This window comes from Streptomyces sp. NPDC033270 (genome assembly GCF_055576575.1).
Genome location: NZ_JBVIRA010000002.1, coordinates 346,397 through 370,068, shown reverse-complemented (window position 1 = coordinate 370,068; position 23,672 = coordinate 346,397). Strand labels below are relative to the sequence as shown.

Genomic DNA, 23,672 nt, shown 5'->3' with positions numbered 1-23,672 from the left:
CTGCTGTCGACGGGATACTGTCATGGGCCGTGACCCTTCAAGAATCTTGGAACCTTCGTGTATAGCACCCGCTTCTCGCGGGGATTTTTCATGAAATGCTTGATCTTCGGCCGGATCGGGGAACTTCCTTCATACTCCCCCTGAAACCGCGCACGCAATTCACTCGGCAATGCACCGAGGGCCGCCGCATACCACCGCATATAGCGCTCTTGCAGCTCGCGGACAATTAATTCCACTTCCTCCGCCTGCTCGCCCTGCGACAGTCGCCCGAGCTCCTCCAGCCGCTGCACCTCTTCCACCAGAGAACCGAGCTGGTGGACGCCACCGGGAGATTCCATACAGCGAGGTTACCGCCGGCCACCAGGAGCCCCTCGGGCCAAGTGAACCCGCACCGTCTCCCCCCTTCGGCCTGACGCAGCCATACAACCCCGCACACCATGCACGCCCGCCCCAACGCAACGAACCGGCCAACCCACGCCGCTCCAGATTCGGCCCGGGCGCAGCGCTCACCGCAGCCAACACGCCGTGTTCACGGTTGAGTTACGCGCTTCCTCCGTCCGGTCTCAAGCGATGAGTTTCAGACACCTTGGAATCTCTCCCCGAGAGCCGACAGTCGTGGCCCCTAATCTGGGTCGCCACATCGCGCCCTCCGGGGCGCTGGCGCCACGTGTCAACGGGGGAAGGGACTCCACGGTCATGGAGCCGATCACAGCAACTGCCCTCGCGGCAGCAGCTCTTGTCGCCAAGGGCGCCCTTGAGTCAGCGGGTGGCGAGGCAGGTAGGAGCACGTGGCAGGGAGTGACGCGGCTGGTCGAGCGGATCAGGCAGCGCTTCGGTGGCGACGCGGATGCCACGGCCGCGCTCGGATTTGCCCTCGACAGGCCGGACGATGAACAGGCGGTGGACGCACTGAGGCGCCTCGTCCACGCGTACATGCTGAGGGACCCGCAGTTCGAGGCCGACGTCACGACGATGGTCGACGCGTCCGTGGCGGCCCAAGCCTCCAAGGGGACGGGTTCGGTGAACGCCGCGGTCATCAAGAACGCGACAACCTTCAACGAGAAGGTTGAGTTCCAGGGCGACTTCAACATCAACTGACCGCGGCGTAGTCGACGCCGCGCCTCTCCCACCTCATTTTGCCCCTCAGCGACTTTTGCCTGTCCGCGGGGACACAAGGCCGGAAGGTAGTACATCGATGACCGGCTCCACCGGCACTGAGCCCGGAGCGTCCGAGGAGCGTGATCGTGAGGACGGCGCCCCGGGGCCCGGTGCCGAAGGCGCCTCGAAGGCCGCCTCGGACGCCAGCCTCACCACCAAGGCCACCGAACCCGCCGATGGGGACGGTCCGGTCGACGAGGCCGATGCCTTGCGTCTGCTGACGTCGGGCAGCGAGGACGCGGCCGAACGTGCCGAAGCGGCTCAGGCGGCCTCTCTCGCCGACCTGATCACCGAACGTCTGCAGAAGGACGCGTCCGGCCTCCGCATCGGCACGCTCGCGCTCTTCCAGGACACGGTCTCGTTCGGCGGAGGATTCACCGTGGGTGGTGGGCTTCGCGGCAGCGGTCCCTCCGCCGTCGAGTGTGTCCCTATTGAGGAGGACCAACAAGACGCCCACATCACGGACTTCGTGCCACCCGCCCATTACACCGCGATGCTGGAGTCCTTGCGCGCGTCGCGTCTGCTGATCCTTGCCGTTCCCCCGGGAACGGGGCGTGAGGCCTGCGCGGTCAACCTGCTCGCGGAGGCGCTCGCCGAAGACGGAGCGTGCACCGAGACCACGTGCCACCGCGTCACCGACCCCGTCGCCGTCCTGAGCACCGGCTGGAAGCCGCATCGCAAGTACGCCGGCTATGTGACCGCCCTCGACGAGACGGATATGGAGGCGACCCGTGCGCTGGACCTCAACCAGCTCACCTCCACCGCCGCCGCGCTGAAATCCGCCGACTGCTTCATGGTGGTGGTGACAGGCCCGCCACGGGGCGCCCTCGCAAGGGCCGCCGACCGGTCCTCGTATGTCTGGCGGGAGCTGGGCGCCCTCGACCCGTACCGGATCGTGGAGCGTCGCGTCCTGGGGGCGTCGCCCGACGAGTCGGCAATCGAAGAACTCCAGCACGCCCTGGCCTCATCGGGCGCACGGGATCTTCTGCGCGAGCAGCCTCAGCCCGACATCGCGGCGCGCGTGTCCTCCGCTCTACGCGCCGGCCGGGACCTGGCCGCAGAGGTGGCCCGGATGCGTGATCCCAGCGATCAGGTGCACCAGTGGTTCGTACGGCACGACGACCCGGCCGCGATCTGCTTCGCTCTGGCGGCGGCGGTACTGGAAGGCTCCGGCTATCTGACCGTCGCCGACGCCGCGTGGAAGCTGTACGCGGCGGTGGCCACGGGTCTGGGAGCCTCGCCCGCGCCGTCCCCGGTCGCCCTGCGCTTCAGCGACCGGCTGGCCCATGAACAGCCGTGGATCATCGTGGACCCGCCGGCAGCGGGGAAGGGCTGGCCGCCACAGGTCAGATTCCGCAGCCCGCTGCTGCGGCAGACAGTCCTCACCTATGCCTGGACCTCTCTCGACGGCTACCGGGGGCTCGTCGTGGACTGGCTGCGCCAACTTCTGTTCCGTGGGCGGGACACGGAGGTGCGGGCGAAGGCCGCCGTCGCGGCCGGTGTCCTCGCCTGGAGCGACCCGCAGCACGCGCTCCACCGCTACCTCAGATCCTGGGCGGGAAGTCAGTCGTGGCCCTTGCGGCAGGGCGCCGCCACCGCCCTTTCCGTCGTCGCAGGCCGGCCGGAACACTCCGCATGGGCCTGGGACCTGCTCGACGAGTGGGTGACCCCCGGCGGCTCGGCGGCCGACCGCCGGCTCGCCAAGACCGCGGCGACCGCGGTCGGCGGCCTGCTCGGCAGGCAGGATCCCCGGCGGGCCATGGACGTCTTGCGCACCGCCCTCGGCTGGCGGGACGACTGGGCCAATCTCCTGCCCGTCGCGTGGAGCGCGGTGCATCTGATCGACCAGGGGTGTGGCCGGGACGTCCTGTCGGCCTTCCTGCAGTGGTCGGCTCCGCAGGACCGGTCGCCCATGGTGTCCAAGACCCTCTCGGCGTTCTTGTTCACCGCACTTCAACCGGGTTCGGACACGGGGGCCTCCGGCGCACGGCGCTCCGAGCCGCTGCCGTATCTCCTCGCGCGGTGCTCGCACTTCCAACCGCAGCTCGAGGAACTCTGGTCCCGGTCTCTTGCCCGTAGGCCTGTCCAGGACAGGGCGCTCGAAGCGCTGCGGACATGGGTCACCACGTACGGAAACGGCGACCGGGACGTGCTTGCTTCGCTGCGCCCGTTGGTCACCGGAGTCGCCAGAAGGCCGGGCAAGCACCGTGACCGGCTCGACTACTACCTCGGCCAATGGGCCGCCGACCCCGACCGGCCGTCACCGGCCGCGGCGGAACTCCTGCACGCCGTACGCCGTCTCCCCTGAATTCCGGCCCCCGTTCGCATCCCGACCTCGCCGCCTCTCTCTGCCGGTCCAGCCCCGTCCGGAGGACACCGTGCAACAGACCACCTACGATCCGATCCTGGAGACCGAGGACCTGTCGGCCTTCCGGCTGCTCAGCCCCCTGCGGCCGCCGGCGCCCGGCCGCGCCTTGGTCCTTGTCCCCCACAGCGGACCGGCGCTCACGGTACGGCCTGGTGAGGCCATCCCGTCATCCCGCTTCGGCGCCTACCAGACCGCCTACACCGTCGACACCGGGGACCACCGGCTTGTGCTCGACCTTCCGCTGCTGAGCCGGGACGCCACCTTCGCCTTCCAGAGCTCGGTCGCCCTGACCTGCCGGGTGACCGACCCGGCGGCCGTGGTCGCCCGAGGCATCCGCGATATGAGCGCCGCCCTGGTCGAGCACATGCGCCGCATGCTGCGGCAGGTCTCGCGGCGCTACGACATCGCGGAGTTCCACGAGGCCGAGGAGGCGCTCAACGAGGCAGTGCGGGACTTCAAAGGGGACGATGCCGTCCGGCTCTCCTCCCTCCATGTCGAACTGCTGGTCGATGCAGATGAAGTGTCCTCCAGCGGACGGCAGTTCCGGGATGTCGTACGCGAATCCCGCCTCGCCGGGATGCGGCGCCAGCGTCACTTGGACATGATGCGCGCGGACGGCGTCGAGGGCCTGATCGCCGAGATCCTGGAAAAGGACGGCGCGGCGGCCGCGATGGCATACATCGAGAAGGCGGAGGCCGCCGAACGCGCGGAGCTGCGCGACACCCTGCGCATGATTCTGGAGCGCGGGGACAAGGACCGGGAGCCCTTCGAGATCGCCGAGGCCGAACGGGCCGTACTGGGCCGGGTCCTTGGCGGGTCGGAGGCACCGTTTGGCGGAACGCGGCGAAGCAGGGTCCGGGGCGCCCTGCTGCCATCCGACCCCCCGTCGTCATCCGTCCCGCGGGCGCATGAGTACGCCGCGGAGCCAGAGGTGCCGGCCACGTATCTCCCCGAGCCCGACGAGCCGGGCCACACAAGTGCCGGGGCTCCGGCAGACAGCGTGCACGACGGCGGAACGTACGGGTCGCACGAGGGCCCTCATACGGTCACCGCGCCGCCCAAGGACGGACCGCCCGAGGATGAGCCCATCGGTGCACCACCGGAAGCGGACACGGGCGACGGTTATGGGAAGACGCCGGTCGGCCGCCGCTATGATCCGCGTCGCCGCCCCGGCACGGACGATGCGCCCATGGACGCCGGTGCCGCCCCCGCGGAATCGGGAGGCACGTCAGGCGCCACGGCTCCACCGGCCAGCCGGGTACGCGGCATCCATCGCGGGAGCGGCCGATGACGCTGCCACTGACCCACCATGCTGCCCGGCGCCCGGTCAGCTCCCACACCGAGCCGGGACTCATGGCCTTGGGAGTCTGGACCGAGCGGCGGCCCGGCCAGGGAGAGGACGCCGACCCGCTTCTTCTGCACCACCGCCCCACCCGCTGCGGTGTGCTCGGCGTCTTCGACGGCCTGGGCGGCGCGGGCTCGTCGATTGCGTGGCACGACGCCGACGGCAACGCCCGGACCGACGCCTGGGTGGCCTCGCGCATGGCTCGCCTCGCCACGGAGTCCTGGTTCGCCGGAGAGATGGACGACCGTACGGCCTGGGACAGCGAAACGCAGGCTCCCGATACCTACACCGACCTGGGCGCACACCTTCGGCAGCTGTTCGCGGGCTTCCGGCCGACCGGGCGGCGCAGCAAGGTGGTCGGTACCATGCGCCGCCGGCTCCCCACCACCGTGGCCACTCTCCGGTACACGGCACGCGATTCCGACGTCGTATGCGAGGCGCTGTGGGCGGGTGACTCCCGCGCGTACGTCCTGACGCCTGATGCCGGACTGCAGGCGCTGACCCGTGATCACGCCGACGATCCGGATGTGCTCAGCCAGCTCGTCCAGGACCCGCAGATGACGAACATGGTCAGCGCGGACCGGGAGTTCTTCGTCCAGCGCCAGCCATACGGCCGCATTCCGCTGCCGTGTGTGCTGCTCTGTGCGACGGATGGCTTCTTCGGCTACGTACAGACTCCTGGCGACTTTGAACACGTGCTGCTGAACACGCTGTGCCGGTCCACGGACCTCGACGACTGGGCCGCGCGCCTGACCTCAACCGTTGTCTCGTACACGGGAGACGACGCCTCGCTGGCTCTCGTCGCGCTCGGCTTCCGTACCTTTGATGAGCTGCGTGCGGGGTGCGCGGAGCGCTTCGCATGGCTCGACCGGGACGCGTCGGCCATGCCGGATCCCCACGGCACCGAGGCGATGCGGCACTGGCGCGCTCGGGCCTGGGAACGCTACCAGCCCGGCTATGAAGCGCGGCTGCCGCCTCCGCTCACGTCAGACGCCAGGTCACAGGGACGGACACGGGATGAGGGAGGGACAGCGTGAAGCAAGGGGAGGTCGTCGGCGGTTACCGCATTACCACCCGGCCCACCAATGCGGGCGGCGGTAAGTGCATGTGGGCGTTCGCGGAAAAGAGCGGTGAAGAGTTTTTCATCAAGCAGTTCCTGGCGCCCAAACGTCCACGCCCGGGCGGCGGCAGCGCGCACAGCCGGGAAGCGCGACTGCGGCTGTGCGAGCAGTTCGAGGAGCGGCACCGGTCGATCATGGAGCGGCTCCGACCGAATATGCACGGCGGCGGCCACCTCGTCCTTGCCACGGACTTCTTTGCACACGAGTCGACGTACTACAAGGTCACGGCCCGCATTGACACCTCCACCCTCGAAAAGCCGCAGCTGCTCGCCCCCCGCCACAAGGCGGTGCTGCTCAAGACACTCGCAGTCAGTCTGAACCTGCTGCACGGCATCGACATCGTGCACAGCGATCTCAAGCCGGCCAATGTGTTGGTGCAGAAATACGGGGGCAACGCCTTCCATATTGCGAAGCTGATCGACTTCGACGACTCCTACCTGAGTGGGAATCCGCCTGACCGTGACGTCATCGCGGGTGACTCGCTGTACGGTGCTCCGGAGTGGCGCCGCTATGTGCAGGAGGACGAGAAGGTCCAGCCGCGACATCTCACCACTGCCGTGGATGTGTTCGCGCTCGGCCTGATGATGCACCACTACCTCACGGGCGCGCTGCCGCGCCACAACGACCGCTTCGGCTCGCCGGCCGACGCGGTCAATGCCCGTGAGGAACTCGCGCTCGACAGCCGCCTGACCGACGCAATGCGCAACCTGATGCGGGTGATGCTGTCACGCACCCCCTCAAGCCGCCCCCGCATCTCGACGGTGATCTCGGCGCTTAAGGACCCGGACGTGTGTGCACTGCGACACCGCCGGCCGGGAACGAGCGTGGCGACACCGCCCTCGGCGCCGGAGCCGCCGCTGTCGCGGACGGAGACCCGGGCGGCCACGGAATCGAAGGACTCATCAGCCGCGGACGGCACCCCATTGCGCACCAGTCGTCTGCGCACCAATCTTCCCCGGTCGCAACCGGCCGGAGCCGATCCGCGGCCAGCACCTCCCGAAGGCACCCCCCGGGTGTCGCGCGTCCGCATCAACCTCGGCGGCCGCACGTCAGGAACCCCTGCAACCAACCCTTCCCCGACAAGCAAGGAGAAGAAGAACCCATGAGCTCAACCGCCGGCCAGTACCAGGGCAACCTCCAGTACGCCGTGGACATCGTGCTGTGCATAGACGCGACCGCCAGCATGACCCCGGTACTGGACTCCGTGAAGGAGAGTGCACTCACCTTCCAGCAGCGCCTGGAGGCTGTAATGCACGAAAAGGGCAAGGCCATCAGCCAACTGCGTGTACGCTCGGTCGTCTTCCGCGATTTTGGCGACAACGAGGACGACGCCATTGAGTCGACGGACTTTCTGACCCTGCCCGACCAAGCTGAGAAATTCCGCACGTTCCTCAACAGCGTCGAGGCCCAGGGCGGTGGCGACCGTCCCGAGTCCGGGCTCGAAGCGCTCGCGCTCGCCGTGGATTCTCCCTGGGAGACAGGCCTCGACCGGCGGCGCCACGTGATCGTCATGTTCACGGATGCTCCCGCCCACCCGCTCGGTGGGCCGCACTCGGCACTGCAGTCCTACCCTGCCGCCGTGCCGCGGAGCGCGGATGAGCTGTTCGAGCGATGGGGTTACTCCGGCAGTCAGTTGTCCGTGATGGAGCAGTCCGCAAAGCGGCTGGTGCTGTTCGCTCCGGACGAGGAACCGTGGAACGACATGCAGCAGGACTGGGACATGACGCTCCACTTCCCGTCCAAGGCCGGGCATGGCCTTCAGGAGTTCGAGATGGACGAAATCATCGACACGATTGCGAACAGCCTGTAGCCCATGGGGGATTCAGGAGACACTAACGCGGTCGACACCGGGGACGGGCCAGGCGGCCACCTTGCGGTGTGCACGGGGGCCACTCTCGCCCTGCGCGGTGGATCGCTCCAGGTGGCATGGGCGGACGGCGGTCACCTCGCCCTGCCTGTCACCTGGTGCCGGACCGCAGAGGCCCAGCACGTCGGGGAAGAGACGGGCGCAGGAGTTCAGATCGTCTTGCGATTCGCCCCGCCTCGGACGGCGGGAGGGACGGGCGTCGAGGGCCTGATCGCGGTACGTCTTTCCGCCGACCGGGAACAGGCCCTGGACGCCCACGAGTTCCTCGAGATTCTCCGGATCCGGGCCGGGCTCAAAGCCGCTGCGTACCCCGCCCCCGCACCCCACGAGGGCGAAGCGGGAGCCGAAGCCACAGACGAGGAAGAGGGCGCGTCCGGCAGGGCCGTCGCCATCCCCGGCCCCTCATCGCCGATGCGGCCCGGCATGCGCCGTGCACCGCGTTCCCACCCGGACTGGCTCGTCTTCAACGCGGCCGACAATGCGGAGGCCCTGTACCAGGATGTGCAACGGCAGTTGTCCATGAACGGCGAAGGGTGAGCGCGTAGTGCCGAGCCCGACATGGAAGTGCACCGACTGCGCCACGCACAACTCTCCGAGCCGGCGCACCTGCCTGGTGTGCGACGCGCCGAAGTCCGTGCGACCCAAGGCATCTACCACCATCAGAGCCTGGGACTGCCCCGACTGCAAAACACACAACAAGGCGGGCACTACAGCCTGCGTGGTCTGCGACGCTTCATGGAAGAAGGCGGCAGGAGCCAAGAAGTCTCCCGGACCGAAGGAGTCCGCCGGTCCGAAGACGTCACCCGGCACGTCGCGGCCCGCTGGTCCGCGGGACTCCTCTGGGGCGAAGAAGTCTGCCGGCCCGGCGGGCGGCATGTCCACGGGTCGGCCCGGCAGGCCATCGGCCGACCGGTCCGGCACCTCGGCGAAGCGCACGGGGGGCGGGGCGTCGGGCGGCTCATCGGGCGGATCCTCCACCACCGGGTCCGGGAAGCCGGGCACACCGCGGCGCCCCGCCGGTGCCCGCCCTGCCGGTACGCGGAAGACACCCGCAGGCTCCCGTACCTCACGCCCGCGGAGCAGTGCACCACGCCCCCGCCCGTCCGAGCCCGCCCCGCTCTTCTTCCCTCCCCCAGCGACCCCGGAACCGCCGGCTCCGCCCCCACCACCAACTGCCTATGCAAGGCCGACACCGCCGCCGTACACCGCCGCCCCGCGCCGGCCCGCATCCAACGGATCGACGGGGGTCGGCTGCCTCAAAGCGCTGGGCATCGCGGCCGCCGTGCTCTTCCTCGGTCCCAAACTGCTGAGCGGCTGCGCGTCCATTTTCGACTCGGCCACCACCCCCGACCCGTCGTCCACCACGACCTCGCCCTCCGGGCCGTCCTGCCCCTCACGTATCGCGGCCAAGCTCCCCGACGGCGAGGGCGCCACCCTCGTCCGTGCCTACCGCACGCACAACAAGCAGATCACGCTGTGCCGCACACCCGGTCAACACCTCTACTACTACGGAGAGTTCACCGGCCGCTCCGGCACCGGCATCGCCATGCGGGCCAAGAAGACCAGTGACGGCTACATCGCCTGGAACAAGCCCTATGAGTACGAGATCAATGGGGAAACCGTCACCGTGACCGAGAACGGCCGACGCATAGGCAAGGAGCATCTGCAACGCGTCGCGTCTCCGCACTGACGGCGCTCGGCGCCAGGCGCCATCGCGAGGGATGGTTGAAGGTGGACATGCCCACATCCCGCCTCCATGAAGACTGCTCTGCAGAGCACGTCCGAGACCACGGCCACGGAGACAGCGCGGCGACGGCGCCGCACCGCCACACCCACTGATCCAAACAGCCCCCGCTTAGAGACTTCCTGAGCTGGGGCTTCGCATAGCCGCCTTCGGGATTCGAACCCGAGACCTACGCATTACGAGCACAGCGACCCGATGAACTAATCGAACATCCGCATGGGCGCCAAAGATCCGACCCGTACAGGTATGCCACACGCCGGTCGGATACCTTGTAGACAATTGTCGGCAAGAAGTCCCTGCAAAATCCCTGACGTGACGCAAGGCACGCTCGCCGCGCCAAATTCGCAGGTCAGAGTCATGATCAAAAGCGGCCGACATGAGCGTCAAGTACAAGGAGACGGCACGGGGCGGGCTGGCCGTCAACATCGTCGAGCGCTAGGGAAGCAGGCCCTGACCAGCGTGTTCGCTTTACCCGGGCTACCCCCAGCCCCTGCAGCAGCCCCGACAGCCCCAGCCCGGCCAGTAGCCGACGCCCGCGACCGGCGGCGCGGCCTCAGTCCTCGCCGCGCACTCGCTCGTACAGCGTGGTCATCCGCTCCCGGGTGGCCTCGTCCGACGGTGTGTACGTCACCAGCTGCGGTCCGATGCGCGGGCTCAGCCACAGCCGGGTGTAGTCGAAGGTCATCAGGCCCAGGTCGGTGGTGAGGAACTTGGTGGTGGGCTGGTCCGGCTGCAGCACCTCGTGCCGGTCCCACACCTCGCAGAACTCCGGCGACTCCCGCTGCAGCCGCGCCACCAGGCCCTTCCACAGCGGGTCGGTCATGTGCTCGACCATCGCCGCGCGGTACTTCGCCACCACCTTGGTCACCGTCTTGGTCACCGCCTCCTGGTCGACGAAGCCCTTGCGCCAGGCAGGGTAGAGGAAGCTGAGCACCAGTAAGTTACGGCCCTCCAGCGGGACTTGGTCGAGGTCGATGATGAGACTGCCGTACGTGCGGTTGTACGCCAGCACGTCGAAGCGGCTGTTGAGCACCGCTGCCGGACAGGGCTCGAGCTGGCGCAGCATCGTCTCGATCGCGGGAGAAAGCGCCGGACACTGCGGGTCGGCATGCGGATCGGCCACACCGGCGAGCGCGAACAGATGGGTGCGCTCGGCCGAGTCGAGGAGCAGCGCCCTGGCGATCGAGTCGGCGACCTGTCCGGAGACCTGGATGTCCCGGGCCTGCTCGAGCCAGGTGTACCAGGTGACCCCGACCACGGCGAGCTGGGCGACCTCCTCGCGGCGCAGCCCCGGTGTGCGGCGCCTGCGGCCCGGCGGCAGGCCCACCTGCTCCGGGGTGATGCGCTCGCGACGGCTTCGCAGGAAGGACGCCAACTCGGCCCTGCGGACGGCGGGTTCAGACGCTTCGACCTCGGCACCCGGCCCGCTCCCGCTGGCCCGAGGGCTGCGCGCAGCGCCCTGGGACACGCTCACCGGACTGGGCGTCACCGTCGTCATACTGCCAGGGTGTCGTACGCCTCAGCCCGTTGCCAGGTACTTCTTATACCAGGATGATGACACTCTGGAGACACTCTGGTACCAGGCTAACGAGGCGAGGATCGTAGAGTCGTGAGTGAATCGACCGCGTCGCCCCGTCCTCCCGTCTCCCTTCCCACTACCGCTGTCCGTCCGCATGAACACACCTCCGCAGCGCCCGAGTTGAGCCCACTCGGGCTGTTCACCGTGCTGCTCGGCGCCGCGCTGCCGCTCATCGACTTCTTCATCGTCAACGTCGCCCTGCCCGCGATCGACCAGGATCTCCAGGCGGGCCCCGCCCTGCTCGAACTCGTCGTCGCGGGCTATGGCGTCGCGTACGCCGTACTCCTCGTCCTGGGCGGCCGCCTCGGCGACACGGTCGGACGCCGCCGGCTCTTCCTGACCGGCATGGCCGCCTTCGGCCTCACCTCGCTCGCCTGCGGTCTGGCCCCCGACGCCTGGACGCTGGTCGGGGCGCGGTTCGCCCAGGGCGCCGCGGCCGCGCTGATGCTGCCGCAGGTGCTCGCCACCATCCAGTCCACCACCCAAGGTCCGCGCAGAGCACGGGCGATGGGCTTTTACGGTGCCACGACCGGGCTCTCCATGGTGGCCGGGCAGATCCTCGGCGGTGTACTCGTCGCGGCCGACATCGCGGGCATGAGCTGGCGTTCGGTGTTCCTGGTGAACGTGCCGGTCGCCCTGCTCGGTCTGATCCTCGCGGCGCGCTCCGTCCCGGAGAGCCGCAGCGCACAGCCCGCGTCGGTGGACGTACCGGGCACGCTGCTGCTCGCCGCCTCCCTGATCACCCTGCTGCTGCCGCTGACCGAGGGCCGGGCGGCGGGGTGGCCGGTGTGGACCTGGGTCATGCTGGCGCTGTTCCCGGTCTCCGTGGCCGCCTTCTGCCGGGTCGAGCTGCGCGCCGACCGGGCGGGCCGGACCCCGCTGGTACCGCCGAGCCTGTTCCAATCGGTACCGCTGCGCAGGGGACTTGGGCTGCTCCTGCCGCTCATGCTCGGCTTCAGCGGCTTTATGTTCATGTTCGCCGTGGTGCTGCAGCAGGGGCTGCGGATGGGGCCCGTCGAGGCGGGGCTCGCCCTGATGCCGATGGCGGTGTTCTTCTTCTTCGGCTCCCTCGCGGGACCGCGGCTGACCGCACGGTTCGGCAGCCGGGTCGTGTCGGCCGGCGGGCTGATCCAGGCGGTGGGCGTCGCGCTGGTCGCGGGGGCGGTCTGGCGGAACTGGCCGGGGCTCGGCATCGCGGACCTGGCCCCCGGGGCCGCGCTCGCCGGACTCGGCACGTCACTGCAACAGCCGACGCTCTTCCGCATCGTGCTCTCGGACGTGCCCGCGCACCGGGCCGGTGTGGGCAGCGGCGTCATGATCACCACCCAGCAGTCGGCCCTGGCGCTCGGGGTGGCGACGCTCGGCTCGCTCTTCCTCGCGCTGCTGCCCGGCTCGGGCATGCGGGACGCCCTGCTGATCACGCTGCTCGTCCAGCTGGGCACGGTCGCGCTGACGGTCCTGCTGAGCCTGCGACTGCCGCGCAAGGCGGTCTGAGGGCGCCGGGCCCGCAGACGGGCGGACAGGGTGAAGGCCCGCAACTCCCCGAGGAGTTGCGGGCCTTCACCTCTTGCGCCTTGTCTTCCGCTAGGACGCCATGTCTCGCTCTACGACGCCTTGCCTTGCCCTACGCCTTGTCTTCCTCGTCGGCCTTCTGCTTGCCGAGCGCGCGCTCGCGCATCTTGGCCGCCAGGTCCTGCTTGCGGTCGTCGGCCGCCTTACGGTCTGCCGTGCGTGCGGCGCCGGGGCCCAGCTGGTCGGCGCGGGACGCCTTCTTGCGCTGCCCGCCCACGCCGAGGAGGTTGTTGGAGCTCTTGGTCATGGCTCGGACGATACAGCGCCCTTCGGCGTGCGGCCGCTCCTTTTCTGCTCACGTCCTGTTCCACCCACGTCCTCCCGTTGACCTGCTGGGGCTGTGCGTGCCAGAAGTTGGCCACTCCGAGGTCGAAGGACCTCGCCAACTCGTAGCCGCTCAACTCCCCTTCGAGCAACGCCGCCAGCACCACATGCCGTAGCGCCCTCGGCCGCCCTGCTCCACCGGTCCACTGATTCGGAACCCTGCGCTCCTCTGTTGCCGGACCCTGCGGGGATGTTATTGATGATCAGGAGTAGTCATATTCATGGGTAATACGCGTCCGTACGTGGAGGATCAGCCGTGACCGCCAAGACCACCGCCGAGCGTTTCCGAGCCGCCATCGAACAGGGCGAACTCGCGGCCCTGGACGACCTGTTCGCCGACGACTGCCTCCTCTACAGCCTCGCGAAGCTCAAGCCCCTCGAGGACAAGCAGATGATCCTCGGCCTCTTCGACGTCCTGCTGCGCACCTTCGAGGACTTCCGTTACGTCGCCCAGTACACCGGCGCCGCTGAGACGAGCGCCGATGGCACCGAGGCTCCCTCGGAGGTGCTGGTCTTCCGCGGCACCGTGAACGGCCAGGAGATCCACGGGATCGATCAGCTGCACTTCGGGGACGACGGCCGGATCAAGGAGTTCAGCGTCTTCGTCCGACCGCTGTCCGCCGCGCAGGCGCTGAGCGAGGCGGTGCTCGCCAGGCTGGCGGAGGCGGGGCTCGTGCCGGCGCCGGCCGCCCAGTAGCGCGGGATCGACCGCAGGCCGGTGCGGCGCCGGGCGCGCCAGACTGGCCGGTCCGGCGTACGAGGCCCGGTCCCACACCGGTCACCGCGGCACCCTGTTCAGCTCCGAGCCCACGCTCGGATTCACACCTGCCCGGTTGTTCGACATGACGACCGACATCAACGGTGGCGCTGACCGAAGGGGCGATCAATGCCCACCAAAAAGCTATGGACCCTGGGTTCTCCCCACCACCGTCCTGTACGACATGACATCGCAGGCAAGGAACGGGCCCGGCAGATCGCGGCGGCCCTGCACGCCGCTCTCCACGGCGACCTGGACCCGCTGTCCCGCGCGGTGCCCGCCTCCTGACATCGATGGGGCCCTGGCTGTCGCCCGCCACCGGCCGTACGGTCCGCTCATGGACGACAGCACCGCAGGGCTGCGCTGCTGCCGGTGGCGCGGCGAGCCGCTCGGCGAAGGCTCCGTGAGGCGACGGTACTGCCCGCGGCCGCGGCTGTGCCGGGACAAGGCATACCGGGCCGGATACAGCCTCCAGGAACAGCTGGCGGCACTGCGCGAAGTCCTGCTCCAGGCGGTCTGGCAGGAAGACACCTGGCACGGCGTCTTCGCGCTGGCCGCCGCGGGCATCGAACGCCGCACCGAGGACCTGGTCCGCGTCTGCGTCATCCAGGAACGCGCAGCCGGCGCCTCCTGGGCGGCCATCGGCGAACCGTTCGGCCTCTCGGCGGACGCGGCCCGTAAGAGGTGGGCCCGCTGGGAACTCGCCCCCGCCCCGCACGAAGACGCCGGGCCGTGAAACCGGCGCCCGGACCGTCGGGCGGAACGCCTGCGCAGGTGCGTGTGCCAGGTCCTGGGAGAAACCGCCCGCAGCTGCACCGGCCGCTCACCTGACCGGCAGGGTGAGGGGACCTCCTGCTCCGGGACGGGTCGGGGAGAGCCGGGGTGGCGGCGGTTCCATGCACGGGAGGGCCGCCACCCGGATGCCCCGCAGAGGGCGAAGACGACGAGACCACGCGAGGCAGCCGCCGTGGATGACTTCGAGACCGACGACATCGCGGCCATGCGCGAGCAGGGCGACCTGCCGGCGTTCCTGCGCCTGCAGACCCCGCCCGGTGAGGGCCCCCGTCCAGGTCGTGGCGCTGTGGCAGAGATTTTCGGGGCCCGCAGGACACAAACCCGGCGCCTGGCCGTCCGCCGAGCGACTCAAAGAGGACTACCGACTACCGGCGAGCCCCGGACGCTCGGCGAGGTCGGCCAGGCTGCCTTTCATCGTCGACCAGACCTTCTCGACCAGGTTGAGCTCGGGCGCGTAGGCGGGTAGCTGGTAGACCCGCAGCGGGCGGCGATCGCCGAGCGGATCGCGGGAGTCCTGTGCAGCGACCGGCGGTCCCAGATCAGCGCGATCGGTGCCCGTAGCTGCTGGTGAGCGGGTCCAGCAACCGGATCAGCTCCGGCTCGCGGAACCCTTTCGGTTCGCCTTTACGGCCTCGGTGGAGCAGGGTGCGGTAGATCAGCCGGGAGCGGTCGCCGGGCCGATAGCAGCACAGCCCGGCGACCGACACCCCTACCGTCCCCGCGCAGGTAACCCTGGACCCGGGCCAGGTAGCGCTCGAACATACCGAGCGGTACGGGGGCAAGGCCGAGGAACGCGAGAGCCGAGTCGCCTCGGCCGATGCCGAGCACGGCCCGCGCCCAGACCGCCGCGGCCCCCTGGCAACGTTCTGCGCGCCGCCGCCCATCTGGCCGCCGACCACGGCCTCTTCGATCTGGTCGTGTTCCTCCCTGACGCGCGCCGGTCGTCAGTCGAGGCCTTCGATGATCCGGAAGTCGCGCTCGACGGCGTCACCAAGTACGACCAGCGCCTCCTGGTAGGCCGCACTCTCGCGTGCGGCGACCGCCTGTTCGAAGCTGTCGAACTCGATCAGGACGGTGCGCTCGGCGATTCCGGCGTCGTGTGCGACGACCCGGCTGCCGAGGGAGAGCGTCCGCCCGCCCGCAGCATCGATGGCTGGACCGGTCAGCTTGTCGTAGGCAGCCACCTTCTCGGGGTCTGCGATGGTGCGGTAGACGCTGACCCAGTAGCCCTTGGCCACGGTACCTCCTGTGTTCGGAATGGATGATCAGAAGCATGCTCAGATCCATGGCCGGCGCGCTGTGGGTCAGCGAGCCGACGGAGACGGCGTCGAAGTCGGACGGCTTCGACCAACCGGCTGGGGCTGCGATCGGATGGGTCTCGGGTGAGCGTCGGCGGGCGAGGACGAGCCGGATTCCCGAAGCGGTCGACGATGCTAGCGTGTCGGAATTCGAAGCGTCAATCCTGGAGAGCTGGACATCCCGACATGGCAACACCCAGACCTGGCAATCCTGTTCGCGGCTCGACCACCGGCCGCCCCCTCATGGCCGCACTCGATCTGTTCGGGCGGCGGTGGAGTCTGCGCATCCTGTGGGAGCTTCGCGCGGGTCCGCTTGGATTCCGCCCCTTGCAGAAGCGGTGCGACGACATGTCCTCCAGCGTGATGCGGCAGCGCCTGACCGAACTGCTGGAGGCCCAGGTGATTCACCAACTACCGGACAGCCGCTACGAACTCACCCCGCTGGGACAGGAGGCGCGCCACACCCTGAACCCCCTCGCCCGCTGGGCGGAACGCTGGGCGGCCACGATCGACTCGCAAGGGGCGGACCACGCCGACGACCAGTCCGCCAGCCGCGTCCCACATCCGGACACCGAGGGCGACGGGACGCCGAAGAGGGACTCCGCGGACTGACGCCCCGCCTCGGATCGGAGGCGGGGTGGGACACCACATGGTCACCCCGCGACGCGGCAACGGGGCTCTACCGCCCCATCCACCCAGCGCGACAACTCAGCTAACCCATTGCCGGACAGCCTGACGTCAACAGCACGAGGACCCCGAGGCATGAAAACAGGCCACAGACTTAAGCCCGCGAATTCTGGCGCATCACACTGGCCTCAAGCCGTCTGGAGGAAGGGGTAGTCGGTGTAGCCCTCAGGGCCCTGTGTGTAGAACAGTTCCGGCCGCAGCTCGTTCTCGGGATGCCCGCCCTGCCAGCGCTCGACCAGGTCGGGGTTGGCTATCAGGGCCCGGCCCACGACCACGGCGTCGGCGTGGTCGGCCTCGATCCGCTGCATCGCCTCCTCACGGGTGGTCTGCCAGAGGAAGGCGCTGTTGACGATCAGCTTGCCGTCGAAGCGCTGTCGCAGCTCCTGCACCAGCTCGCCGCCCGGCTCTTTGTGCAGGACGGACAGGTAGGCCAGGCCCAGCGGGCGCAGCTGGTCCACCAGGGTGCCGTAGGTGGCCAGGACGTCGTCCCGGTCGGTCTCGAAGACACCCTGGCGGAGCCTCTCGGAGGTCATCTCCGGCGAGATCCGCAGCCCGACCCGCTCGGCGCCCACGGCCTCGGCGACCGCCGTGACCACCTCGACGACGAAGCGAGCCCGGTTCTCGGGGGAGCCGCCGTACTCATCGGTGCGCTGGTTGGCCCCCGGGTAGAGGAACTGGTGCAGCAGATAGCCGTTAGCGCCGTGGAGTTCCACGCCGTCCGCTCCCGCCTCGACGGCCCGGCGGGCCGCTGCGACGAAGCCCTCCAGGGCCTCCCGGGTCTCGGCGGTGGTCATCGCTTCCGGCACGGGGAAGGGCTGCTCGCCCTTCCCCGTGTACGGAATGTTGGCGTCGACGGCGATCGCGCTGGGGGCGAGGATGCGGCGGCCGCCGTTGATGTCGGGGTGTGTGGCGCGGCCGGCGTGCTGGATCTGCATGACGATGCAGCCGCCCTCGGCGTGCACCGCCTCGAACACCTTCTGCCAGCCGGCCGCCTGCTCGTCGGTGGCGATGCCCGGCCCGCCGACCCATCCCTGCGACGCATGGTCGGGGAAGGTGCCCTCGGTGATGATCATTCCGACGCTCGCCCGCTGCCGGTAGTACTCGACCATCAGGTCCCCGGGGATGCCGGAGGAACCGGCCCGCACCCGGGTCAGCGGTGCCATGACGATGCGGTTGGCGAGCGCCATCTTCCCGAGGGAGACCGGGGAGAAAAGCGAAGGGGCGGGCGAAAGTTCCGAGGTACTGACAGACATGGGTCTTCTTTCATGACTCGGTGGACAACGGGATGAAGGCCATCCCTTCCTCCATAGGAGCGGGTCGCGCGCACGTCACGCAGCAGGCTCGGTGCGAAGACCAGGAACAGGGCGATGACGGGCAGGTTGATCAGGAAGACCGAGCCCCACCAGAACCGTTCGAGCAGGAATCCCCCGGTCGAGGGACTGGTCTCGCGCGGCTCACCGGGGCGGCCCAGGCTCACCGATGCCCCATTCGCCGTTCTGGAATGCGAGGCGGCCGAGGGGTTCGCGTGCGTGGTCGGGTGCGCGTGCGTGGTCAGGTCAGAGGCTGATTGCGGGTGCGGTCCTTCGCAGCCACAGGTCGAGCGAGAGGACGAGCTCGATGGCTGAGCGTCCGGTGTTCGCGTGCTCGCCCTCGGGTGGGGAAACGGCGCGGCGGACGGCGTCCCGGTCGAGGAGCTGATGCACCGGGGCCGTGGAGTCGGAGACGACGTCCGCAAGGGTCCGGCGGAGTTCCGACATGTAGGCGGGGCTCTGCGTGACGGCGTAACTGGCCTTCTTGCGCTGGATGATGGCGTCGGGCACCAAGTCCCGTGCGGCCAGGCGGAGCAGGCTCTTCTCGCGCCCGTCGAAGGTCTTCATCGACCAGGGGATGTTGAACGCGTACTGCACGAGCCGGTGGTCGCAGAACGGCACGCGCACTTCGAGGCCGACGGCCATGCTCATCCTGTCCTTCCGGTCGAGCATCTCCGGAAGCCAGCGGGTGACGTGCATATGGCCGATCTCCCGCATTCTGCGTTCCAGGCCGCTTTCGCCCGGCAACCTGGGCACCTCGGCCAGCGCCTCTTGGTAGGCGTTCTTGGCGTGCGCTTCCATGTCGAGGTCGGCCCGCAGCTCCGGCGAGAGCAGGGTGAGGCGACTGGTGGCGGGATCCGCCAGGCTGAAGGTTTCGAGGCCCGCCCACGGGAACTGCGCGGCGTTCACGGCCTCGGGCCGGTGGAACCACGGGTAACCGCCGAAGAATTCGTCGGCGCCCTCGCCGGAGAGGGCGACGGTCGACTTGCCCCGGATGGCTCGGAACAGCAGGTACAGGGAGGTGTCGAGATCGCCCCAGCCGGCCGGGAGGTCGCGGGCGGCCGCGACGGCCTCACGGGTGCGCGGGTCCATTAACTCGGCGTCTTTCAGGACGAGGTCTGCATGGTCCGTGCCGACCTGGGCGGCGAGCAGCCGGGCGTACGGAAGGTCGGGCTCTCCGCGCAGTTCCGAGGCCTCGAACTCCGCCTCGCTTTCGAAGTCCACAGCGAAGGACGGGATACGGGCGCCCTGCGCCTGCATCGCGCGGGCCGCGATGGCCGTGATGAGACTGGAGTCCAGGCCGCCGGAGAGCAGGACGCACTGCGGTACGTCCGCGACGAGCTGCCTGCGGGTGGCGTCCTCCAGAAGGTCGCGGACCGTTGCGACCGTGGCGTCCAGGCTGTCGGTGTGTTCCTGTGCGGTGAGCGACCAGTACCGGTGGACCCGGCTCCCGTTGTCGCGAATGCGTACGAACGTGCCCGGTTCGACCTCGTGCAGATGTGCGTACGGGGTCCTTCCCGGCGTCCTGGTCAGCGAGAAGATCTCGCGCAGGCCGTCGATGCCGACGTCGCGACGGACGTCGGGGTGCGCGAGGATGGCTTTGGGCTCGGAGCCGAACAGCGCGCCCGCCGGGGTCGGTTGCCAGTAGAGGGGCTTGACTCCGAGCCGGTCGCGCACCAGCAGCAGTTCTTCCGTCCGCCCGTCCCACAGGGCGAAGGCGAACATGCCGTTGAGACGTTCGACGAAGGCGTCACCCCACTGTAGATACGCGCACAGGACGACTTCGGTGTCGCTCTTCGTCTCGAAACGATGTCCCTGCTGTGTGAGCTCGGTGCGCAGTTCCTGAAAGTTGTAGATCTCGCCGCTGTACGAGAGCGCGACCGTGGCCGCGGCGCCGTGGCCGGCGACGTCGCGCCGCATGGGCTGACGGCCACCGGGCAGATCGATGATCGCCAGGCGCCGGTGCCCCAGGAGGGCGTGCCGGCCCTGCCAGATGTCACCGGCGTCCGGCCCCCGGCAGCTCATCGTCTCGGTCATCGCGGCCACGGCCGTCCGATCCGCCGCGCCGAGGTCCCGGTCGAATCGAACTAACCCGGCAACACCACACATGACTTGTCCTTCGGTAGAGCGAGTACTAGATCCTGAAGAGGTTGTTCTGTGGACGGTGGTCGCGTCGCTCAACGACGCCAGGCCGACACGACTGCCACGGCCTGGTCGATGTTGAGGCGCGGGTCGCAGAGGGTGGTGTAGCCCAGCGGGTCGAGGAGGTCGTCGAGATGCGACTCGTCCGCCACACATTCACCGACGTTCTCCGGCGTGGCTTCCAGGTGCAGCCCCCCTGCGACCACGTGCTCTGCGGCGGCCACCTCTTGGAAGAGCTCCACTTCGCGCTTGATGCTGGTCAGCAGGCGGGTCTTGCGGCCCAACGGGCCGAGCTGAGTGTTGCCGTGCATCGGATCGCACAGCCAGATGACCGGATGCCCCGCGTCGCGGACAGCGGCCATCAACGGTGGCAGCCACTCCGCGACCCGATCCGCGCCCATCCGGGAGATGAGCGTCAGTCGGCCGGGCGTACGAGCCGGGTCCAGGACCGAACAGAGTTGAGTCAGCTCGGCGGGTGTCATCGTCGGACCGACCTTGCATGCCACCGGATTCTGGACCCGGGCCAGCAGCTGCACGTGTGCACCGTCCAGCTGGCGGGTGCGGTCCCCAATCCACGGCCAGTGCGTCGAGGACAGCAGCATGCCTCGCCGGCCCTGACGCAGCAACGGCAGCTCATAGTCCAGCACGAGGGCCTCGTGACTCGTCCACACAGGTGCCGCGGCCGGCAGACCCCAGGCGCCGCCGAGTCGGCGCAGGAATTCCGTTCCGGCGTGAGCGGCCCGGTAGCCGCTGAGCAGGCGCGCCGGATCCGGCTGGCGCAGCTGCGGATCGGGCTGCGGATCGTTGACCAAGTGGCCGCGGAACACCGGTATCTCGAGCTCTCCGTGCCGCTCCAGGTCGGCGGAGCGGGGCTTGGCGAACTGACCCGCGATCCGACCCACCCGCACCACGGACAGGCCGGTTCGGGCTTGCATCGCCCCGGCCAGCGCGTTGAGCATGCCAGCCTTGCGGCTGAGCACCTCGGGAACGCAATCCGCGGGGTCCTCGGCGCAGTCGCCCGCCTGCAGGATCTGCAGTCCGCCGGCCGCGACCTCGGCGAGGAGCAGCCGCAGATGGCGCACCTCGTCCCAGGTCACCAGGCCGGGCAATTCACTGAGTTCGCTGCTGAGCCGTTCAGCCAGACCGTGGTCCTTCCACCGCGGTTGCTGATGGGCCGGCAGAGTGCGAAGCCATTGACTCTCGCGCTCCGGATCCGAAGTGAAATCGGTTTCAACTGACGGTGTGAGGGTGAGAGGCGTAGTCACGAATTTGATCCCCCGGTTGGGAAGCTCGTCGCTCCGAAGTTGCGGACATTCCGCCGATGGCCAACCGGCACCTAGCCTGTTCCGGAAGGCGAAGGCGGACAGCTACTCAGGCGAACAGGAGGTCGCACACCAGATCGATGGGAACGGTCATACCGCGCGCCGATCTCCCGCTTCGAGGGGATCAGCGTGATCGATCCGGTATTTTCAATCGTAGGCGTTTCCAGCCATCTTGCGCTTGAATTCATCGCTGTGCTGGACGTACTCGGCGATCGTTCCGTCCGGACTCATGGCGCGCAAGTTGCGCCCTGAAGGAACGACCTTGATATCGTCGATGATCTTGACCCCAGTCTGGATGAAGTATGCGCGCACGGCGTCCAGGTCATCCACCAGACAGGTCAACTTGGTAGCCTCGAACCGCTCAGTGTCAGCCTTGTCTCCCGCGAGCAAGAGAACACTTCCGATCCCTACGATATCGAGCCTAAACTCCTCGTAATGAAATTCGTGGTGTGGACGGTCCACTCCCTGGAGTGCCATGTAGAACTTTTTACATGCTTCGAGTTCCGTCTTTCGAAGGTACGTCCTGTAAAAAGTTTTGACGATCTTCATGGCTACTCCCGACTCAAGCTATTGCTTGTTTCTTGTGTTGCATTTCACCGTCCTGACGGAGCACCGATCCAGGGTGGAAATGAACCGGACGTCACGGTGTCGCGCGAACAGGCGGGCGGCAAAGGCCCCTGGGCACGCGGAATCTGCTCACGCTCCAGGAAAGGACGCGACCGGGTCACCGCACCGCGGACGAGGCGGTGACTGGACCAACGCAGTGCCGCGCGGTGGGGCCGGCGACCGGCTGCCGTCGAGGGTCATGCCGAATTGGCGGCCCACAGCCACACATAGGTCGAGGGCCGCGGTGCGGGCCGGGTCCTGGTGATCGCTCTGGCTGACGCGCGCCGAAGCCACGTTCTTGTTCCGTAGGCGCAGGTCCACGGGAGCAACGATCCCAGCGCACGCTCAGTCAGCATCGTCCGCGCATGCACGATCGTCCCCGCCTCGGAGCAACGCGTCTGTCAGCGACGGGAGACGCTTCCACGTGCAAGACAACATGACGAATCTTTATCTTTCCCTACCGCCGCTGCGTCAGGAAATGGAACGCCTTACCGTTGAGAGTAATGGTCATGTGCATTCCCGATCCTTCTGTGGCCGCCCCCTGCGAGACGAGGTATGGCATGTGCCACTGGTACTGCACGAGGGTTCCCTTTTCCGGAAGGAAGTCCGACCCGTCGTACCGCGAGACGTCGCCGTAGTTGTTGACGCCGAATCGACGGGGGTGCGTGCCTATCCACGGAAACACATCCGCGCCGGCTCGTGCGAAGTCCTCCGGCGTCTCCAACTCCGCGACGGCCTTCTCCGCTTCGACCGCCAGCTCCTTGTAGTAGTCGCGAATCTGATTACCACTGCTCCGTCCGACCGCCTCGCGCGGAACGAACAGGAACATGAGATGGTTTCCGAAGGGAAGGCTTGCGCCGTACGAGGCGTTCTTCATCACGAGAAGGTTCTCGCTGGACCTCTTCTGGAACTCCGCCTTGACCATGTCGAGAAATGAACCGATCTTCCCAGCGGGCTCGACGGTCTCTCGAAGCGTCCAGGGCATGAGCCGCACCGTTTCGTTCTCATCAACGGACGGCTTCCTCGGGGGGAGGTACTGCTCCAGGTCAGCGGTCTGCAGTTGAAGCTCCACTATTGTCTCCGCGATGTGGAACCGGTCCTCGCCCGCCTTCATGGTGCTCATCAACGCCTGGTGGAAGCGGAAGCACCTGTAGCCGTCCTGTATCGACATGGGGAAGGCTGTAAAAATCCCCTGGATGTTGGGGTTCGACTTGTACGTGACGGACATCAACAGGAAGCCGTCGTAGTAATTGGGGTACTCGTCGAGCACGATCCCCTGAAAGGATTCGACCGAGAATTCTTCCGGACTTTCGAACTCCCGCTCGATCAAATGACACTTCGAAAAGAGCGGGTTCTCGTCGAAGAAGTGACCGACTGCGTCTCGAAAATCGTCGAGCGAAAAAGGCTGCTCGACGCTGTACGTTGAAAGCGCCGGGTAGAACTGCGCCACATTAAGAGGGCGCGGGAAAGCCATCAGGTTGAGACGGATCATTTTGTCGGCCATCGACAAAGGCATGCCTGATCACTCCGATAGACAGGTGCGAGGGGTGCTGGAAGACGTTTCGGTCCGGGGGTCCGGCGAAGTCGCGAAAAAATGTCCGAGTCGGTGGCGCCGCTGAACGCCATTCTCGGCCCACCGGCGGGGAGCTGTACTGCTGTTCCATCAGCAGCTCGTCC

Annotated in this window: 23 protein-coding genes and 1 pseudogene; 13 read left to right on the top strand and 11 right to left on the bottom strand. The window is 68.1% G+C overall.

Going from position 1 to position 23,672, the window contains the following annotated elements:
- Window positions 1-20: 20 nt before the first annotated feature.
- Window positions 21-338 carry a hypothetical protein gene (locus ACZ5XZ_RS05145; protein ID WP_468974729.1) on the bottom strand — a complete coding sequence of 106 codons (318 nt, stop codon included), beginning with the start codon at window positions 336-338 and terminating at the stop codon, window positions 21-23.
- Window positions 339-696: 358 nt separating this feature from the next.
- On the opposite strand from ACZ5XZ_RS05145, the gene ACZ5XZ_RS05140 reads away from it, so the two are divergent.
- The 8 genes from ACZ5XZ_RS05140 to ACZ5XZ_RS05105 all read left to right on the top strand — a co-directional run bounded on the left by ACZ5XZ_RS05140 (window position 697) and on the right by ACZ5XZ_RS05105 (window position 9,549).
- Window positions 697-1,098, top strand: coding sequence for a hypothetical protein (locus tag ACZ5XZ_RS05140; protein ID WP_468974728.1), 402 nt, complete (start codon window positions 697-699; stop codon window positions 1,096-1,098).
- A gap of 97 nt (window positions 1,099-1,195) precedes the next feature.
- Complete coding sequence (locus ACZ5XZ_RS05135) at window positions 1,196-3,466, top strand: hypothetical protein (protein WP_468974727.1); 2,271 nt, start codon at window positions 1,196-1,198, stop codon at window positions 3,464-3,466.
- A 70-nt stretch (window positions 3,467-3,536) separates the two neighbouring features.
- A complete protein-coding gene (locus ACZ5XZ_RS05130; RefSeq protein ID WP_468974726.1) occupies window positions 3,537-4,817 on the top strand; it encodes a hypothetical protein in 1,281 nt (426 codons plus the stop codon).
- Window positions 4,814-5,908, top strand: coding sequence for a serine/threonine protein phosphatase (locus tag ACZ5XZ_RS05125; RefSeq protein ID WP_468974725.1), 1,095 nt, complete (start codon window positions 4,814-4,816; stop codon window positions 5,906-5,908). Before ACZ5XZ_RS05130 ends, ACZ5XZ_RS05125 begins: the two co-directional genes overlap by 4 nt.
- Window positions 5,905-7,098 carry a protein kinase domain-containing protein gene (locus ACZ5XZ_RS05120; protein WP_468974724.1) on the top strand — a complete coding sequence of 398 codons (1,194 nt, stop codon included), beginning with the start codon at window positions 5,905-5,907 and terminating at the stop codon, window positions 7,096-7,098. The genes ACZ5XZ_RS05125 and ACZ5XZ_RS05120 overlap by 4 nt, the downstream gene beginning before the upstream one ends.
- Entirely contained in the window at window positions 7,095-7,802 is a 708-nt protein-coding gene (locus tag ACZ5XZ_RS05115) for a vWA domain-containing protein (protein WP_468974723.1), read from the top strand. Before ACZ5XZ_RS05120 ends, ACZ5XZ_RS05115 begins: the two co-directional genes overlap by 4 nt.
- 111 nt (window positions 7,803-7,913) lie before the next feature.
- Window positions 7,914-8,396 (top strand): hypothetical protein, encoded by a 483-nt coding sequence (locus tag ACZ5XZ_RS05110; RefSeq protein ID WP_468974722.1) that lies wholly within the window; start codon window positions 7,914-7,916, stop codon window positions 8,394-8,396.
- 745 nt (window positions 8,397-9,141) lie between these two features.
- Window positions 9,142-9,549 (top strand): hypothetical protein, encoded by a 408-nt coding sequence (locus tag ACZ5XZ_RS05105; RefSeq protein ID WP_468974721.1) that lies wholly within the window; start codon window positions 9,142-9,144, stop codon window positions 9,547-9,549.
- A gap of 607 nt (window positions 9,550-10,156) precedes the next feature.
- On the opposite strand, the gene ACZ5XZ_RS05100 is transcribed toward ACZ5XZ_RS05105, so the two are convergent.
- The gene (locus tag ACZ5XZ_RS05100; protein ID WP_468974720.1) at window positions 10,157-11,101 is read right to left on the bottom strand and encodes a helix-turn-helix transcriptional regulator; all 945 of its coding nucleotides are present in this window, start codon (window positions 11,099-11,101) and stop codon (window positions 10,157-10,159) included.
- A gap of 201 nt (window positions 11,102-11,302) precedes the next feature.
- Here ACZ5XZ_RS05100 and ACZ5XZ_RS05095 point away from each other — a divergent pair, with 201 nt between their 5' ends.
- A complete protein-coding gene (locus tag ACZ5XZ_RS05095) occupies window positions 11,303-12,676 on the top strand; it encodes an MFS transporter (RefSeq protein ID WP_468974719.1) in 1,374 nt (457 codons plus the stop codon).
- Window positions 12,677-12,806: 130 nt separating this feature from the next.
- Here the strand turns inward: ACZ5XZ_RS05095 and ACZ5XZ_RS05090 are convergent, their stop codons facing one another.
- Together ACZ5XZ_RS05090 and ACZ5XZ_RS05085 are read right to left on the bottom strand one after the other, a co-directional pair.
- The gene (locus ACZ5XZ_RS05090) at window positions 12,807-13,001 is read right to left on the bottom strand and encodes a DUF6243 family protein (RefSeq protein ID WP_468974718.1); all 195 of its coding nucleotides are present in this window, start codon (window positions 12,999-13,001) and stop codon (window positions 12,807-12,809) included.
- A gap of 78 nt (window positions 13,002-13,079) precedes the next feature.
- Window positions 13,080-13,185 (bottom strand): annotated as a pseudogene (locus ACZ5XZ_RS05085) (PadR family transcriptional regulator); the annotation flags it as partial.
- Between the two features lie 149 nt (window positions 13,186-13,334).
- Between ACZ5XZ_RS05085 and ACZ5XZ_RS05080 the strand changes: the two are divergent.
- The 3 genes from ACZ5XZ_RS05080 (at window position 13,335) to ACZ5XZ_RS05070 (ending at window position 14,571) form a co-directional block, all read left to right on the top strand.
- Window positions 13,335-13,775, top strand: coding sequence for a nuclear transport factor 2 family protein (locus tag ACZ5XZ_RS05080; protein WP_468974717.1), 441 nt, complete (start codon window positions 13,335-13,337; stop codon window positions 13,773-13,775).
- 189 nt (window positions 13,776-13,964) lie between these two features.
- Complete coding sequence (locus ACZ5XZ_RS05075) at window positions 13,965-14,123, top strand: hypothetical protein (RefSeq protein ID WP_468974716.1); 159 nt, start codon at window positions 13,965-13,967, stop codon at window positions 14,121-14,123.
- A gap of 49 nt (window positions 14,124-14,172) precedes the next feature.
- Window positions 14,173-14,571, top strand: coding sequence for a hypothetical protein (locus ACZ5XZ_RS05070; protein WP_468974715.1), 399 nt, complete (start codon window positions 14,173-14,175; stop codon window positions 14,569-14,571).
- 598 nt (window positions 14,572-15,169) lie between these two features.
- Here ACZ5XZ_RS05070 and ACZ5XZ_RS05065 read toward each other — a convergent pair.
- Window positions 15,170-15,337 (bottom strand): hypothetical protein, encoded by a 168-nt coding sequence (locus ACZ5XZ_RS05065; protein WP_468974714.1) that lies wholly within the window; start codon window positions 15,335-15,337, stop codon window positions 15,170-15,172.
- 237 nt (window positions 15,338-15,574) lie between these two features.
- Window positions 15,575-15,868, bottom strand: coding sequence for a DUF1330 domain-containing protein (locus ACZ5XZ_RS05060; protein ID WP_468974713.1), 294 nt, complete (start codon window positions 15,866-15,868; stop codon window positions 15,575-15,577).
- Between the two features lie 192 nt (window positions 15,869-16,060).
- Here ACZ5XZ_RS05060 and ACZ5XZ_RS05055 point away from each other — a divergent pair, with 192 nt between their 5' ends.
- On the top strand, window positions 16,061-16,540 hold the full coding sequence (locus ACZ5XZ_RS05055; RefSeq protein ID WP_468974712.1) for a winged helix-turn-helix transcriptional regulator: 480 nt from the start codon (window positions 16,061-16,063) through the stop codon (window positions 16,538-16,540).
- A gap of 203 nt (window positions 16,541-16,743) precedes the next feature.
- Here ACZ5XZ_RS05055 and ACZ5XZ_RS05050 read toward each other — a convergent pair whose 3' ends face one another.
- The 5 genes from ACZ5XZ_RS05050 to ACZ5XZ_RS05030 all read right to left on the bottom strand — a co-directional run bounded on the left by ACZ5XZ_RS05050 (window position 16,744) and on the right by ACZ5XZ_RS05030 (window position 23,499).
- Window positions 16,744-17,868, bottom strand: a complete 1,125-nt coding sequence (locus ACZ5XZ_RS05050) for an alkene reductase (protein WP_468974711.1) — start codon at window positions 17,866-17,868, stop codon at window positions 16,744-16,746.
- Window positions 17,869-18,171: 303 nt separating this feature from the next.
- The gene (asnB, locus tag ACZ5XZ_RS05045) at window positions 18,172-20,034 is read right to left on the bottom strand and encodes an asparagine synthase (glutamine-hydrolyzing) (protein ID WP_468974710.1); all 1,863 of its coding nucleotides are present in this window, start codon (window positions 20,032-20,034) and stop codon (window positions 18,172-18,174) included.
- A gap of 68 nt (window positions 20,035-20,102) precedes the next feature.
- The gene (locus ACZ5XZ_RS05040) at window positions 20,103-21,248 is read right to left on the bottom strand and encodes a 3-deoxy-7-phosphoheptulonate synthase (RefSeq protein ID WP_468974905.1); all 1,146 of its coding nucleotides are present in this window, start codon (window positions 21,246-21,248) and stop codon (window positions 20,103-20,105) included.
- Window positions 21,249-21,536: 288 nt separating this feature from the next.
- Window positions 21,537-21,938, bottom strand: coding sequence for a VOC family protein (locus ACZ5XZ_RS05035; RefSeq protein ID WP_468974709.1), 402 nt, complete (start codon window positions 21,936-21,938; stop codon window positions 21,537-21,539).
- A gap of 514 nt (window positions 21,939-22,452) precedes the next feature.
- The gene (locus tag ACZ5XZ_RS05030) at window positions 22,453-23,499 is read right to left on the bottom strand and encodes a hypothetical protein (RefSeq protein ID WP_468974708.1); all 1,047 of its coding nucleotides are present in this window, start codon (window positions 23,497-23,499) and stop codon (window positions 22,453-22,455) included.
- Window positions 23,500-23,672: the final 173 nt, after the last annotated feature.

Bases quoted from the DNA above. Each gene is read 5' to 3' on its own strand.
- ACZ5XZ_RS05145 (WP_468974729.1), bottom strand. From the start codon at position 338: ATGGAATCTCCCGGTGGCGTCCACCAGCTCGGTTCTCTGGTGGAAGAG.
- ACZ5XZ_RS05140 (WP_468974728.1), top strand. From the start codon at position 697: ATGGAGCCGATCACAGCAACTGCCCTCGCGGCAGCAGCTCTTGTCGCC.
- ACZ5XZ_RS05135 (WP_468974727.1), top strand. From the start codon at position 1,196: ATGACCGGCTCCACCGGCACTGAGCCCGGAGCGTCCGAGGAGCGTGAT.
- ACZ5XZ_RS05125 (WP_468974725.1), top strand. From the start codon at position 4,814: ATGACGCTGCCACTGACCCACCATGCTGCCCGGCGCCCGGTCAGCTCC.
- ACZ5XZ_RS05115 (WP_468974723.1), top strand. From the start codon at position 7,095: ATGAGCTCAACCGCCGGCCAGTACCAGGGCAACCTCCAGTACGCCGTG.
- ACZ5XZ_RS05100 (WP_468974720.1), bottom strand. From the start codon at position 11,101: ATGACGACGGTGACGCCCAGTCCGGTGAGCGTGTCCCAGGGCGCTGCG.
- ACZ5XZ_RS05090 (WP_468974718.1), bottom strand. From the start codon at position 13,001: ATGACCAAGAGCTCCAACAACCTCCTCGGCGTGGGCGGGCAGCGCAAG.
- ACZ5XZ_RS05075 (WP_468974716.1), top strand. From the start codon at position 13,965: ATGCCCACCAAAAAGCTATGGACCCTGGGTTCTCCCCACCACCGTCCT.
- ACZ5XZ_RS05070 (WP_468974715.1), top strand. From the start codon at position 14,173: ATGGACGACAGCACCGCAGGGCTGCGCTGCTGCCGGTGGCGCGGCGAG.
- ACZ5XZ_RS05055 (WP_468974712.1), top strand. From the start codon at position 16,061: ATGCTAGCGTGTCGGAATTCGAAGCGTCAATCCTGGAGAGCTGGACAT.
- ACZ5XZ_RS05050 (WP_468974711.1), bottom strand. From the start codon at position 17,868: ATGTCTGTCAGTACCTCGGAACTTTCGCCCGCCCCTTCGCTTTTCTCC.
- asnB (WP_468974710.1), bottom strand. From the start codon at position 20,034: ATGTGTGGTGTTGCCGGGTTAGTTCGATTCGACCGGGACCTCGGCGCG.
- ACZ5XZ_RS05035 (WP_468974709.1), bottom strand. From the start codon at position 21,938: ATGAAGATCGTCAAAACTTTTTACAGGACGTACCTTCGAAAGACGGAA.
- ACZ5XZ_RS05030 (WP_468974708.1), bottom strand. From the start codon at position 23,499: ATGGCCGACAAAATGATCCGTCTCAACCTGATGGCTTTCCCGCGCCCT.